Genomic DNA, 14,595 nt, shown 5'->3' with positions numbered 1-14,595 from the left:
CGTCTGCTCGCGGTTAAGAGGCGAGTGCCTTCGCGATCTCGGCGGCCGCGCCGTCGGCAGGGACCTCGCGCGTCTCGCCGCTGAACCGGTTGCGCAGCTCGACCACCCCATCGGCCCAGCCGCGGCCGACGACCACGATCCACGGCACGCCGAGCAACTCGGCATCCTTGAACTTCACGCCGGGTGAGGACTTCCGGTCGTCGAGCAACACTTCGACACCGAGCCCGTCCAGTTCGGCGGCCAGCTCATCGGCGCCTGCCCTGGCGGCCTCGTCCTTGTTGGCGATGACGACATGGGCGTCGAACGGCGAGACGGACGACGGCCAGCGCAACCCGAGGTCGTCGTGATGCTGTTCGGCGATCACCGCCACCAGCCGCGACACCCCGATGCCGTAGGACCCCATGGTGGGCCGCACCGGCTTGCCGTCCTCGCCGAGCACGTCGACGGAGAATGCGTCGGTGTACTTGCGGCCGAGCTGGAAGATGTGGCCGATCTCGATGCCGCGGGCGGACACCAGCTCGCCCGCCCCGTCCGGCGACGGGTCGCCATCACGTACCTCGGCAGCCTCGATCGTGCCATCGGCGGTGAAGTCACGACCCATGACCAGACCCACGACGTGCTTGTTGGGTGCGTCCGCACCGGTGATCCACGAGGTGCCTGCCACGATCCGCGGATCGACGAGATAACGAACACCGTTGTCCCGCAATGCCTTCGGGCCGACATAGCCCTTCACAAGAAACGGGTTCTTGGCGAAGTCCGCGTCGTCGAGCAGGGCGTACTCGGCGGGATCGAGCGCGGCGCCGAGCCGCTTCTCGTCGACCTCACGATCACCGGGCACACCGATCGCCAGCAGTTCCCATTCGCCGCCGGGCTGGCGCACTTTCAACAGAACGTTCTTCAGGGTGTCCGCGGCGGTGATCTCGCGCCCCAGATCGACGGTGTTGGCCCAATCGACCAGCGTGGCGATGGTCGGGGCGTCGGGCGTGTCATGCACTTTGGCGTCGGGCAGACCGTCGAACGGCACAGCGCCCGGCACGGCGGTCACGACGGCCTCGACATTGGCGGCGTACCCGGACTCCAGGCAGCGCACGAAGGTGTCCTCGCCGATCTCGCTTTCGGCGAGGAACTCCTCCGACGCGCTGCCGCCCATAGCCCCGGACACTGCCGACACGATGACGTAGCGGACGCCCAACTCGTCGAAGATGCGCTGGTAGGCGCCGCGATGGCGGTGATACACCGCATCAAGCCCGGCGTCGTCGACGTCGAAGGAGTAGGAGTCCTTCATGACGAACTCGCGTCCGCGCAGGATGCCCGCGCGCGGCCGAGCCTCGTCGCGGTATTTCGTCTGAATCTGATACAGCAGTACCGGGAAGTCCTTGTAGCTGCTGTACTCCCCCTTCACGGTCAGCGTGAAGAGCTCTTCGTGGGTCGGCCCAAGGAGATAGTCGTTGTCGCGGCGGTCCTTCAGCCGGAAAACGCCGTCACCGTACTCCGTCCACCGGTTCGTCGTCTCGTACGGAGCGCGTGGCAGCAGCGCGGGAAACAGAATCTCTTGCCCGCCAATGGCGTTCATCTCGCGGCGCACAACCTGCTCGATCTTGCGCAGCACCCGCAGGCCCAGCGGCAGCCAGCTGTACAGCCCGGGTCCGACCGGGCGGACGTAGCCGGCGCGGATCAACAACCTGTGGCTGGGCACTTCGGCGTCGGCCGGGTCGTCGCGCAGCGTGCGCAGGAACAGCTCGGACATGCGGGTGATCACAGTCGGCAAGCTTATCGGCGCATCGATTCGCCGCCGAGTCAGGCCTTGACGCGGAAAACCTCGGTGTCCTCGGGCAATCCCTTGAGCCGGTGGGCGCCCAAGCCTTCGAAGACCAGGCCCGAGCCTGCGGATAGGTCTCGCACCGTCCGGCTGGTCAACACCTCACCCGCTCCGGCCATCGCACCGATCCGTGCTCCGACGTGAACCGCCATGCCGCTCCACTCGTCGCCGCGTTTCTCGCACTCGCCGATGTGCACGCCCGCTCGGATCGGGATGCCGTGGGTGGCCAGTGCGGGCACGAGGTCCAGCCCGCAGCGAGCCGCCTTCGTCGGGCCGTCGAAGAGTGCGAAGATCCCGTCGCCGGTGTGTTTCGCCCGCCTGCCGCCGTATCTTGCCAACACCGTGTCGACCAGCCGGTCGTGGTCGTCGAGATGTCGACGCCAGTGCTCGTCGCCCTGCGCAGCGAGCAATTCCGTCGAGCCGACGATATCGGTGAACAGAACGGTGCTCAGCACCCGCTCGGCGGGCGTCGCATCGGCTTGCTGGCCAACGAATTTCAGCACCGTCGCGGGGAACAGGTCGAGCAGATCACTTGCGTAGTGTTCGCCCGGCGGCATCCCCAGGAACTCGGCGTTCGGTATACCTTCGGCGAGCGCCTTGGCGCCTTCGAAGCACGCAATGCGATCCCCTCTGCGAGCCATCACCAGGGTCGGCGTACGGACGCTGCCGAGCACAGCACGGACGTCGATCTCAAAGACGGCCTGCCACATCATGCGTGCCATCATCGGGCTCGCGCACGCCCGCTGCTCCTTGCCGAACATCTCGCGCACACCGGGTACGTCGGCGATCGGCCCGAAGAACAACTCCGCCAAAGCGCCCTCGCCCCAATGTTTGTCGATGTCCTCGAGGCCCGCGGCGATCTGTTCCTGCGTGTATCCCCATGGAAAATCGGGCAATTCCTGGGCGAACCGGACCGTCGTGCCCGCCAGCACCAGGGAGCGGACGCGATCCGGATATGTCGCGGCGAACATAATGCTCATCGGACCGCCCTCGGAGATACCGAACAGTGCAGGGTATTCGACGTCGGCCGCGTCGAGTACGGCCCGCAAATCGTCCATGCGCTCGTCGATCGGCGGCACGTGGGTCACCGGATCCGACAGCCCGGTCCCGCGTTTGTCCCATACGATCAGCCGCGCATGCCGACTCAGCCGCTCGGCGATACCGGCGTAGACGGTGGTGGGGTCGTCATACAGATCGACATTGCTGACCCAGCCCGGGATCAGCACGATCGGGATCTCGCCCTCGCCCATCACCCGGTAAGCGAGCCGGACGTCTCCGTGTCGCGCATATTGCACACGTCCGACGCTCACGTCGCCAAGTGTGACACCGACCGAGGCGGGGCGATGAAGATTTCTACGGCTTGCCTTCTTCCAGCTCGCCTGCCTCGAACGCCTCACGGGTGTGCTGGGCTGCGGCGATCTGCCGTGCGCTGAAACCGATCCCGAGCGCCGCTGCGCCCACCACCACCGCGATGCCCGCGACCCACAACAGCGAGTAGGTGTACCCGTGGTCCAACGCGTCGAGCTGGCTCGACGTCATGCCGGAGACGGGTCCGGTGGTGCCACCCAGATAGAGGGTGCGCGACGTCTGCACCGCCTGGATCACCACGAGCACCAGCGGTCCGCCGAGGTTGTAGACCATCAGCTGAATGGCCGAGACCGGCCCTATCTCGCGCGGGCCTACGTCGGCCACCGCGCAGAGCGGCAGGATCACCGAGATCACGCCGATTCCGAAGCCGCCCACCACGATCAGCACCACGAAGTCGGGGAAGTACGAGATCGACCGGTCCAGCGTCGAGCCGTACAACATCGCGGCGAGCACGAGCGTGCCGCAGCCGATGATCAGCCATCGCGGCGAGATGACCGGCGCCGTACGCGTCGCCAGCAGGGTGCCCAACCCGAAGGCGCCCGCGAACGGCAGGAACGCGATGCCGGCCCGCAGCGCGGAGTACCCCATCACGTCCTGGACGTAGAGCCCGATGATCACGGTCGCGGTCAGCATCACGCCGCCTGCCATGAACAGCGAGACGAACGTCATGACGCGGCTGCGGTTGTCGAACACCGAGAACGGGATGATCGGGTGCTCGGCGGTGCGCTCGACGAGCAAAAAGGCGGCGAGGAACACCACCGCGGCGACGGCCGCCCCGATGACCCACGGGTCGATCCAGCCGCGCGGGGGGCCCTGCGTGAACACCAGCACCGCCGACGTGCACGCCAGCGTGGCCAGCGACGCGCCGGTGACGTCGAGTTTGAGTCGCTCGTGGGTGGTCTCGGCCAGCCGGGTCGCAGCCACCCAGATGATGACGATGCCGATCGGGACATTGATCAGGAACGCCAGCCGCCACGACACGACCGTCAGCGCGCCGCCGAGCACCAGACCCAGCACCGAACCGGAGGCCTGCATGGCGGCCGACACCGCGAACGCGCGGTTGCGGGCATTGCCGACGGCATAGGTCGTCGCGATCAGCGCCAGCCCGGTCGGCGCCGCGATGGCCGCCCCTGTGCCCTGCACCGCGCGGGCGACGATCAGCGTGACGCCGTCAGTGGCCATGCCGCATACCAGCGACGCGATCGTGAACACGCCGACACCGGACAGAAACGCCCGCTTGTGACCGATGGCGTCGCCGACACGGCCGCCGATCAACAGCAGGCCGCCGAAGGTCAGCACATAGGCGGTGATGACCCAGCTCTTGCCTGCGTCGGAGAGGCCGAGCTCGGCCTGCAGACGCGGCAGCGCGACGATGACGATGGTGCCGTCGAGCGTGGACATCAACTGCATGCCGGTGATCGCGAAGATCGCGATGCCCAGAATGTGCGTTGTCAGATTCCCCGCGGAGCGCTCCGTCGACTCGCTGGAACCACCCACCGCAGACATGGCTTGCCAGCCTACCCATGAGCGAATTCGGCGTGATTACCGGCGCTCAGCGCACGAAATCACGCCCGAATCGCAAGCGCTACAGGTCTCCGTGGTCGATCGCGTCCTTGACTTCCTGCGCGTGCGCGACCTGCTCGGCGGTGTAGCCGATGAACAGCGCCACGGCACCGACTGCCACGGCCACGGCGGCGACCCACAGCAGGCCGTACGCGTAGCCCTGGTCCAGCGCGTGCAGTTGCACGGAGTCCATGTTCTTGACCGGCCCCGTGGTGCCACCGAGATACAGCGTCCGCGACGTGATCACGGCCTGGATGATGGCGAGCACCAGCGGTCCGCCCAGGTTCTGGAGCATCAGCGCGATGGCCGACACCGGGCCGATCTGGTCGAAGCCGACGCCGGCGATCGCCGAGATGGTCAACGGGACCACGATCATGCCGATGCCGAATCCGCCCACGACGATCGGCGCAACGAGGTTCGGGAAGTACGGGATTCCTGCGTTGAGTGTGGAGCCGTACAGCATGGCGCCGAGCACCAGCACGCCGCCCGAGATCGTCAGCACCCGCGGCGGGAACATCGACACCAGCTGCGCCGACAGCCCGAGGCCGACGCCCATCGCGAGCACGAACGGGATGAAGCCGATGCCCGCGCGTAACGCGCTGTAGCCGAGGATGTCCTGCACGTACAGCCCAATGGTCACGGTCAGCGTGAACAGCACACCGCCGGCAAGGAAGATCGCGGCGAAGGTGGCCAGCCGGTTGCGGTCCCTGAACAACTCGAACGGCACGACGGGATTCTGCGCGGAGCGCTCGACGATGATGAAGGCGATCAGGAATACGCCCGCGGCGGCGAGCGAGCCCAGGGTCACCGGCGTGAGCCAGCCCTGCTCGGGGCCCATCGAGAAGCCGAACACCGCGGCGGTGCAGCCGAGCGTCGCCAGGATGGCGCCGGACGCGTCGAGCTTCATCCGCTCCTTGTGCGTCTCGCGCAGGCTGGTGCGCGCCAGATAGATCATCACCAGGCCGACCGGCACGTTGACGAGGAACGCCCACCGCCAAGAAACCTCGGTGAGTGCGCCGCCGACGACGAGGCCCATCACCGAGCCGATGGCGGTCATCGCGCCGAACACCGCCGTTGCAGCATTGCGCGCGGGTCCCTTCGGGAAGGTCGTGGCGACGAGCGCGAGACCCGTCGGCGAGGCGATCGCCGACCCGACGCCCTGCAGAAGCCGCGCGATCACCAACGTCGTCTCGTCCCATGCGATACCGCAGAGGACCGAGGCGATGGTGAACAGCGCAACACCGACGATGAAGGTGCGTTTGCGGCCGATGGTGTCGCCGAGCCGTCCGCCCAGCAGCATCAAGCCACCGAACGTGAGCACATAGGCCGTGATGACCCAGCTGCGACCTGCGTCGGAAAGGCTGAGCTCGTCTTGGATCTTAGGAAGCGCAACGATCGCGACCGTGCTGTCCATGGTGGCAAGCAGCTGCATACCGCCGATCGCCACGACCGCGGCGATGAAGCGTCGAGAGGGCAGCCATTCCGGGTACCTGCTGGTTTTCGCTACCGCGGAGTGCTTTACCTTCTCCGGAAGCGCCCGATCCGTTCCGCCTTCAGCGTCACGTCGGATGGCGGCGCGCTCTGCGTCATTGAGAGCCGTCATAGCTGGTTACCTTACAGTAATCTTAAGATCCCTTTAACCGCCGAAGGCCGCCACCGGCCCGATCACGATGATCGCGGGTGGTCGTACCCCCTCGGACCGGATCTGCTCTGGCGCGTCGGTCAGCGTCGTCCGCAAAGTTCGCTGCGCGGACGTCGTGCCCTGCTGGACCACCAGCACCGGGGTATCCGCAGGTCGGCCGCCATCCAGCAGCACCTTGGCGAACTGCTCGATCCGCTCGACGGCCATCAGCAAAACGATCGTGCCCGACATCGCGGCCAGCGCATCCCAATTTACTAACGATTCGGGGTGTCCCGGCGCAACGTGGCCGCTGACCACCACAAACTCGTGCGTCACGGAACGATGTGTGACCGGAACGCCCGCCATCGCAGGAACCGCTATGGCACTTGTCACACCCGGCACCACAGTGACCGGAATCCCGGCGTCGGTGCACGCGATCACTTCCTCGTAGCCGCGCGCGAACACGAACGGGTCGCCGCCCTTGAGACGCACGACGAACCGGCCTTCCCTGGCCCGTTCGATGAGCACGGCGTTGATCGCGTCCTGCGCCATCGCCCGGCCGTAGGGGATCTTCGCGGCGTCGATCACCTCGACGTGCGGGGCGAGTTCGGCCAGAAGTTCCGGCGGTGCGAGCCGGTCGGCGACCACCACGTCGGCGTGGGCCAGAAGTCGCCGCCCACGCACGGTGATCAACTCGGGATCGCCGGGGCCGCCGCCGACCAGCGCGACACCGCCATGCACGACGCCGGGCGCGTCACCCGCGATCAGGCCCTGCTGGAACGCCTCATGGATCGCCGACCGGATCGCCGCGGAGCGTCGGTGTTCGCCGCCGGCCAGCACGCCCACCGCAAGGCCCTCGTACTCGAACGTCGCAGGCGTGACCGCGGTGCCTTCTCGGCCTGCGTCGGCCCGCACGCAGAAGATCCGCTGCCGCTCGGCCTCGTCCACGACGGCCGCGTTGACGTCGGGATCGTCGGTGGCGGCGATGACGTACCACGCGCCCTCGAGATCACCGTCTCGAAAAGGCCTCAGCGTCAGCGTGATTCCGCTCATGGCTTCGACCGCAGGGGTTGCGGACCTGGAGATGACGTGGACGTCCGCACCGGTGGCGACCAGCAGCGGGAGTCGGCGCTGGGCGACGGTGCCGCCGCCGACCACCACGACCTTCTTGCCGGCGAGTTGCAGGCCGACGAGGTAGGCGTTCTCGGTCACTGGGCGAGCCTAGAGGTTGCGGCGGCCTCGACGAAGCGTGATATCGCCTGAGGCCGGGCCGCCGGATGGGTGTGCAGATAACTCGCGTGCACACCGCCGTGCACGGCGCCGTCGCGGACAACGGCGCCCGCGGGCCCGCGATACACCCAGGCCGGCTGATAGTCGTCGGTGAATGTAACTGAGGTGCGGTGGAATTCGTGTCCGACGGCGCGCTCCCCCGCGGCGTACAGCGACGAGTCGGCGGTTGCGGCCGCGTCACGGTAGGCAAGCGTCAGGCTGTCGGTGAACCGGGCCGTGCCCGCGAGCGCGCCGCACATGGGATGCCCCTCGAGTTCGTCCACGAGGTAGGTCAGACCCGCGCACTCCGCATGCACGGGTGCGCCGTCTGCTGCGAGCGCCGCGATCTGCTGCCGAACACGGTCGTTGGCCGACAGCTCGGTGCTGAATTCCTCGGGGAAGCCGCCGGGCAGCACCAGCGCCGCGGTGTCGGGCGGCAACTCGTCGGTCAGCGGGTCGAACTCGACGACGTCGGCACCCGCCGCCCTGAGCAGTTCGGGGTGTTCGGCGTAGCCGAAGCTGAACGCCTTGCCCGCCGCGAGAGCCACCGTGACGCGTCCGGACTTTCGGTCGCCGACGGCGTTCTGGGGACTCCACCGTTCCGCGGCGACGTGTCCGCCCGCGGCGGCGGCGACGCCTGGCACGTCGACGTGCGCAGCGACCAGAGAAGTCATCGCACCGACCGCGGCGCGGGCGTGATGACCGTGCTCGACGGCCGTGACCAGACCCAGATGCCGTGAGGGGACGGTCAATTCAGCGACTCGTGGTACGGCGCCGAGCACTGGGACACCGGCGTGCTCGCAGGCTTGCCGAAGCACGTCGGCATGGCGCGGTGAACCCACGCGGTTGAGGATCACCCCCGCGATGCGGGTGCATTCGTCGAACGTCGAGAAGCCGTGCAGCAGCGCGGCCATGCTGTGGCTCTGCCCTCTGGCGTCGACGACGAGGATCACCGGCGCGCCGAGCAGGCCTGCGACGTGGGCGCTCGACCCGGCGGCCGGGCCGGTCATGACGCCGTCGATGCGTCCGTCGAACAGGCCCATCACACCCTCGACCACGGCGATGTCGCAGCCGTCGCTGCCGTGCCGGTAAAGCGGTCCGATCAGGTCGTCGCCGACGAGTACCGGGTCGAGGTTGCGCCCCGGCCTGTCCGCGGCCAGCGTGTGATAGCCCGGGTCGATGTAATCGGGACCCACCTTGAACGGCGCGACCCGATGCCCTGCCAGCCGCAGTGCACCGATCAAACCCGTTGCCACCGTTGTCTTTCCGCTACCCGAAGCCGGTGCGGCGATCAGCACGGCCGGAACGCTGCGTCCGCTCATCCCATCCCCCGCGACGGTGCGTGTCTGCGCGCAACACGCCGCAGAAAAACGTCATTCTGCGCACGCTCGCGGCACACCGGCGGCAGACACGCACTGCCGCCTGGGTTGAGAGTCACCACTCGATGCCCTTCTGGCCCTTGCGCCCGACATCCATCGGGTGCTTCACCTTGGTCATCTCGGTCACCAGATCAGCGGCGTCCAACAGCTGCGGCGGGGCGTCGCGACCGGTGATCACGACGTGCTGGGTGCCGGGCCGTGCCGTGAGGGTGGCGATCACCTCGTCGACGTCGATCCAGCCCCACTTCAGTGGATAGGTGAACTCGTCGAGCACGTAGAATTGGTGGCGCTGCTCGGCGAGCCGCCTGGCGATCTCGGCCCAGCCTTCGGCCGCGGCGGCGGCGTGGTCGACATCGGTGCCCGCCTTGCGTGACCATGACCAACCGGACCCCATCTTGTGCCACTCGACAGGGCCGCCGACGCCGTGCTGCTCGTGGATCCGGCCGAGCTCACGAAAAGCGGCCTCCTCGCCGACTTTCCACTTGGCGCTCTTGACGAACTGGAACACCGCGACGTCGAAGCCCTGATTCCACGCCCTCAGTGCCATCCCGAAGGCGGCGGTCGACTTGCCCTTGCCTGCGCCGGTGTGCACCGCGAGCAGTGGTGCATTGCGGCGGGCGCGCGTGGTCAGGCCGTCCTCGGGGACGGCCAGTGGACGGCCCTGTGGCATCTCCAAACCTCCCTTATGCGGCGGTGCGGACCACGGCGCTGAGACTGTCGGCCCGCAACTGCGCGAGCCGCACCGACGGCGCGGCGAGTTGCACCGCGAGCTGCTCAGCCAAACCCAACCGGACGAAGGATGTTTCGCAGTCGACGACGACGGCGGCCGCGCCCTCGGCGACCAGACGTGCCGCCGCCATCCGCGTCCGTCCCAACGGATCGGGGCCGCCGGTGGCCCGGCCGTCCGTGAGGACCACCACAAGACTGCGGCGCGCACGATCGCGCGCCTTCTCCCGCACGACCATGTCGCGTGCGGCCATCAGCCCCTGGGCCAGTGGGGTTTTCCCGCCGGTGTCGAAGCGCGCCAGCCTGCGCCCGGCGATGTGCACCGACGACGTGGGCGGCAGCAGCACGGTGGCGTCCTGGGCACGGAAGGTGATCACCGCGACCTTGTCCCGGCGCTGATAGGCGTCGCGGAGCAGCGACAGCGTCGCACCGCTGACCGCCGACATCCGGTCGCGGGCTGCCATCGAACCCGAGGCGTCGACGACGAAGATCACCAGGTTTGCCTCGCGGCCTTCCCGAATCGCGCGACGCACGTCGTCGGGTTCCAGGCGCGGACGACCGGGTCCCCGTTGTCGATGCGCTGCGGCCAGCAGAGTAGCGAAGACATGCACGCCATGGCCTTCGTCGGGATCCGTCGTCGACGAGACGACCGTTCCCGTGCGGTTGCGCGCCCGCGAGCGACGCCCGGGTGCACCCTCCCCCACACCCGGCACGACCAGCGTCCGGGTTCGAAAGACACCCGACGGGGCGGCGCTTGGGTGGGTCTTCGATGACGAATTACGCTGGGGTGCCGGATGATTCGAATCAGTCGACGACGTGCCCCCGCCGTCCGGCTGGTCCGGATCCGGGTCGGGGTCAAGGTCGCGGTCGGGGTCGCCGGCCTGCTCCTGCGTTTGCGCCATCGCGTCGTCGAGCTGCTGGGGGTCGAGCCCGGGGTCGTCGAAGGGGTCACGCCTGCGCCGATGCGGCAGCGCCAGCTCGGCGGCCAGCCGGATGTCGTTCTCGTCCACCGTGCGCGACCCGCGCCATGCGGCGTGCGCGACAGCGGTGCGCGCGACCACCAGGTCGGCGCGCATCCCGTCCACGTCGAAAGCCGCACACAGCGCGGCGATACGCCGTAACTCGTTGTCCGGCAACACCACATCGCCGACGAAGCGGCGGGCCGCGGTGATGCGCGTGGCCAGCTCGGCGTCCTGTTCGGCGTATGCGGCGGCGAAGGCGGCGGGGTCCGCCTCGAACGCCATTCGGGCGCGGATGACGTCGGCCCGCACGTCGACGTCACGCGATGCCTGCACGTCGACGGTCAGACCGAACCGGTCGAGCAGCTGCGGGCGCAGCTCGCCCTCCTCGGGGTTCATGGTGCCGATCAACACGAACCGGGCCTCGTGACTGTGCGAGACGCCGTCCCGTTCGATGTGGACCCGGCCCATCGCAGCCGCATCGAGCAGGACATCGACAAGGTGGTCGTGCAGCAGGTTGACCTCATCGACGTACAGCACGCCGCCGTGAGCACGGGCCAACAGCCCCGGCTTGAAGGCGTGCTCGCCCTCGCCGAGGACACGCTGCAGATCCAGCGAGCCGACCACCCTGTCCTCGGTGGCGCCGATGGGCAACTCGACGAGCGCCGACCCTTCGTCGACGGACGACAGCACCTGCGCAAGGCCGCGCACCGCCGTCGACTTAGCCGTGCCCTTCTCGCCGCGGATCAGCACACCGCCGATCTCCGATCGCACTGCGCACAGCACAAGCGCCAGCCGCAGCCGGTCGTGTCCGACGATGGCGCTGAACGGGTAGATCGGTGTCACGGTTGCCCGGTTTCGTTGCGGTCGCGCAGCATCGGCACGTGCGGGATCCCGTCGTCGAGGAACTCATCGCCGTCGCGGACGAAGCCGAGTTGTTTGTACATGTCTTCCAGGTAGGTCTGGGCGTTGATGCGGCAGGCGTAGTCTCCCACCTCTGCCAGCGCAGCCTGCAGCAGCCGATTCGCGTGACCGTGCCCGCGCGCCGTGCGCTTGGTGCACACCCGCCCGATGCGGAAACCCTTCTCACCACCGGAGTGTTCTTCCATCAGCCGCAGGGTGCAGATGACATCGCCATCGGGGCCCTCCAGCCAGAAGTGACGGGTTTCGGCCAGCAGGTCGCGGCCGTCGAGCTCCGGGTACGGCGTTGCCTGTTCGACGACGAACACCTCGACCCGCAGCTTGAGCAGCTCGTAGAGGGTGGCGGTGTCGAGATCCTTGGCCCAGGCGCGGCGCAGCGCAACACTCATGCCTCGGGTCCTCGCTTCGCTGCGATCCTCACACGCGGTCGCCTTCGGGCCCTCATGGATGAGACACCGGCGTGGACACGATTCCCAGGTTATCCCGCGGGCGTCGACGCCAACCGGGCCGCCTGGCCGCGGTTAAGGTAGCTGACGTGACTGCCTGGGAGCCCGACGTACTGCCCGGCTACTGGCAGCAGACGCTCCCGCTCGGCCCCGATCCGGACGGGGAGGGCGACCTGGTGGCCACCCTGGTTCGCGCAGGCGATCACGAGCAGGACGTCGACCACGCCGTGTTGCTGGTGCACGGGTTCACCGACTATTTCTTCCACACCGAGGTCGCCGACCGCTTCATCGACCGCGGCTTCGCCTTCTACGCCCTCGACCTGCACAAATGCGGCCGCTCCTGGCGGGAGGGCCAGACGCCGCACTTCACCACCGATCTGGCCCGATACGACACCGAGCTGGAGCGCGCACTCGACATCGTCGCCGCGGCCACCGGTGAGGCGATGGTGCTGGTGTACGGACACTCGGCGGGCGGGCTGATTGTGTCGCTGTGGCTAGACCGGTTGCGGCGCCGCGGGGCGACCGCGGCCAACCACGTCAACGGGCTCGTACTGAACAGCCCGTGGCTGGACCTGCAGGGCCCCGCCATCCTGCGCACCGCCGGCACCGCCGCGATCGGCGCGGTATCCCGGTTCCGCAAGAAGCTGGTTGCCCGATCGCCGACGGAAGGCGGTTACGGCAGCTCACTGCATCGCGACTACCACGGCGAGTTCGACTACGACCTGGGCTGGAAGCCGGTCGGCGGATTCCCGGTGACGTTCGGCTGGATCAACGCGATCAGACGGGGACACGCGCGTTTGCACCGCGGGCTCGACGTCGGCGTGCCGAACCTGATCCTGCGCTCGGATCACAGCGTTCGCGAGGTGCCAAACCCGGAGACCATCCAGTGCGGTGACGCCGTGCTCGACGTCAAGCAGATCGCGCGGTGGGCCGGCTGCATCGGCAACAGGACCACGGTCGTTCCCATCGTCGACGCCAAACACGACGTCTTCCTGTCGATGGCCGCGCCGCGCGCCGCCGCGTTCCGCGAACTGGGCAACTGGCTGGACTGGTATGTCCAGTGGACTGAATCGGCCGGCGCCACAGCACAATCCGAACAAGGATGACCTGGATGGAACATTTCGACATCGCAATCATCGGCACCGGCTCGGGCAATTCCCTTCTCGACGAGCGCTACACCGACAAGCGGGTGGCGATCTGCGAACAGGGCACGTTCGGCGGAACGTGTCTCAACGTGGGCTGCATCCCGACGAAGATGTTCGTCTATGCCGCCGAGGTGTCGCAGAACGTCAGGGACACAGCGCGCTTCGGTGTCGACGCGACGCTCGACGGCGTCCGCTGGAACGACATCGTCTCGCGCGTGTTCGGTCGCATCGACCCGATCGCGATGGGGGGCGAGAACTACCGCCGCTCGTCGCCGAACGTCTCGGTGTTCGACACCCACACCCGCTTCGCCGAGCGCACCGCCGACGGCCGCTACATGTTGCGCACCGAAGGCGGCCAGGAGTTCACCGCCGACCAGGTGGTGATCGCCGCGGGCTCGCGTGTGTCTGTGCCCGACGCGGTCAGCGACTGCGGTGTCGACTACTACACCAGCGACACCATCATGCGAATCGGTGAACTGCCATCCCATCTCGTCATCATCGGCGGCGGCTTCGTCGCCGCAGAATTCGCGCACACCTTCGCGGCGCTGGGTACCCGGGTCTCGCTCGTCATCCGCGGCGGCACGCTGCTCAAGCACTGCGACGACACCATATGCGAACGGTTCACCGACATCGCGTCCAAGAAGTGGGAGATCCACAACCACTGCAATGTCCTCGGCGCGACGCAGGACGACAACGGCATCACCCTCACCATGGACAACGGCGCGACGCTAGGGGCCGACGCGGTGCTGGTGGCGACCGGCCGGATCCCCAACGGCGACCAGCTCGACGCCGAATCGGCCGGAATCGAGGTTCGCGACGGAAGCATCGTCGTCGACGAGTACCAACGCACCGCGGCCCGTGGTGTTTTCGCGCTCGGTGACGTCAGCTCTGACTACCAGCTCAAGCATGTGGCCAACCATGAGGCCCGCGTGGTGCGGGAGAACCTGCTGCTGGACTGGGACGACACCGCGTCCCTCAAACGGTCCGACCACCGCTACGTGCCCTCGGCCGTCTTCACCGACCCGCAGATCGCGATGGTGGGCCTGACCGAAAACCAGGCCCGCGCACTGGGATACGACGTCAGATCGAAAGTGCAGGACTACGGTGACGTGGCCTACGGCTGGGCGATGGAGGACACCACCGGCATCGCCAAGATCATCGTCGAAGCCGAAACCGGCAAGATCCTCGGCGCACACATCATGGGCTATCAGGCCTCATCGCTGATTCAGCCGATCATCCAGGCGATGAGTTTCGGACTCGCCGGCCAGGACATGGCCCGCGGCCAGTACTGGATTCACCCGGCGCTGCCGGAGGTCATCGAGAATGCGCTGCTTTCGTTGTGCGGCGAGCCGCCATGGCCGCCCGCCCGCAGGCACTGA

General features: G+C 67.8%; 11 protein-coding genes. 2 read left to right on the top strand and 9 right to left on the bottom strand.

Annotated features, from left to right (window positions below; genetic code table 11):
* Positions 1–13 precede the first annotated feature (13 nt).
* From QOC76_RS12650 to QOC76_RS12610, 9 genes are all read right to left on the bottom strand, one after another.
* Positions 14–1,759 (bottom strand): proline--tRNA ligase, encoded by a 1,746-nt coding sequence (locus QOC76_RS12650; protein WP_526357177.1) that lies wholly within the window; start codon positions 1,757–1,759, stop codon positions 14–16.
* A 38-nt stretch (positions 1,760–1,797) separates the two neighbouring features.
* Positions 1,798–3,129, bottom strand: coding sequence for an alpha/beta fold hydrolase (locus QOC76_RS12645; RefSeq protein WP_526357176.1), 1,332 nt, complete (start codon positions 3,127–3,129; stop codon positions 1,798–1,800).
* A 43-nt stretch (positions 3,130–3,172) separates the two neighbouring features.
* Positions 3,173–4,693, bottom strand: a complete 1,521-nt coding sequence (locus QOC76_RS12640; protein WP_526357175.1) for an MFS transporter — start codon at positions 4,691–4,693, stop codon at positions 3,173–3,175.
* Between the two features lie 79 nt (positions 4,694–4,772).
* The gene (locus QOC76_RS12635; protein WP_526357174.1) at positions 4,773–6,353 is read right to left on the bottom strand and encodes an MFS transporter; all 1,581 of its coding nucleotides are present in this window, start codon (positions 6,351–6,353) and stop codon (positions 4,773–4,775) included.
* Between the two features lie 33 nt (positions 6,354–6,386).
* Positions 6,387–7,583, bottom strand: a complete 1,197-nt coding sequence (gene cobA / locus QOC76_RS12630) for a uroporphyrinogen-III C-methyltransferase (RefSeq protein ID WP_526357173.1) — start codon at positions 7,581–7,583, stop codon at positions 6,387–6,389.
* Positions 7,580–8,962, bottom strand: coding sequence for a cobyrinic acid a,c-diamide synthase CobB (locus tag QOC76_RS12625; protein ID WP_526357172.1), 1,383 nt, complete (start codon positions 8,960–8,962; stop codon positions 7,580–7,582). Before QOC76_RS12625 ends, cobA begins: the two co-directional genes overlap by 4 nt.
* A 112-nt stretch (positions 8,963–9,074) precedes the next feature.
* On the bottom strand, positions 9,075–9,689 hold the full coding sequence (cobO, locus tag QOC76_RS12620) for a cob(I)yrinic acid a,c-diamide adenosyltransferase (RefSeq protein WP_526357171.1): 615 nt from the start codon (positions 9,687–9,689) through the stop codon (positions 9,075–9,077).
* Positions 9,690–9,702: 13 nt separating this feature from the next.
* Positions 9,703–11,541: a magnesium chelatase subunit D family protein gene (locus tag QOC76_RS12615; RefSeq protein WP_526357201.1), complete on the bottom strand. Its 1,839-nt coding sequence runs from the start codon at positions 11,539–11,541 to the stop codon at positions 9,703–9,705.
* Positions 11,542–11,546: 5 nt separating this feature from the next.
* Positions 11,547–12,014, bottom strand: a complete 468-nt coding sequence (locus QOC76_RS12610) for a GNAT family N-acetyltransferase (protein ID WP_526357170.1) — start codon at positions 12,012–12,014, stop codon at positions 11,547–11,549.
* Positions 12,015–12,160: 146 nt separating this feature from the next.
* Here QOC76_RS12610 and QOC76_RS12605 point away from each other — a divergent pair, with 146 nt between their 5' ends.
* Both QOC76_RS12605 and mtr read left to right on the top strand, forming a co-directional pair.
* The gene (locus QOC76_RS12605; protein WP_526357169.1) at positions 12,161–13,177 is read left to right on the top strand and encodes an alpha/beta hydrolase; all 1,017 of its coding nucleotides are present in this window, start codon (positions 12,161–12,163) and stop codon (positions 13,175–13,177) included.
* A 5-nt stretch (positions 13,178–13,182) separates the two neighbouring features.
* The gene (gene mtr / locus QOC76_RS12600) at positions 13,183–14,595 is read left to right on the top strand and encodes a mycothione reductase (protein WP_526357168.1); all 1,413 of its coding nucleotides are present in this window, start codon (positions 13,183–13,185) and stop codon (positions 14,593–14,595) included.

Origin of the sequence: Mycobacterium sp. (assembly GCF_032159565.1) — a bacterium.
Lineage (GTDB): Bacteria > Actinomycetota > Actinomycetes > Mycobacteriales > Mycobacteriaceae > Mycobacterium.
Note: the sequence above shows the minus strand (reverse complement) of the source record. Positions and strands in the feature narration are given on the sequence as shown.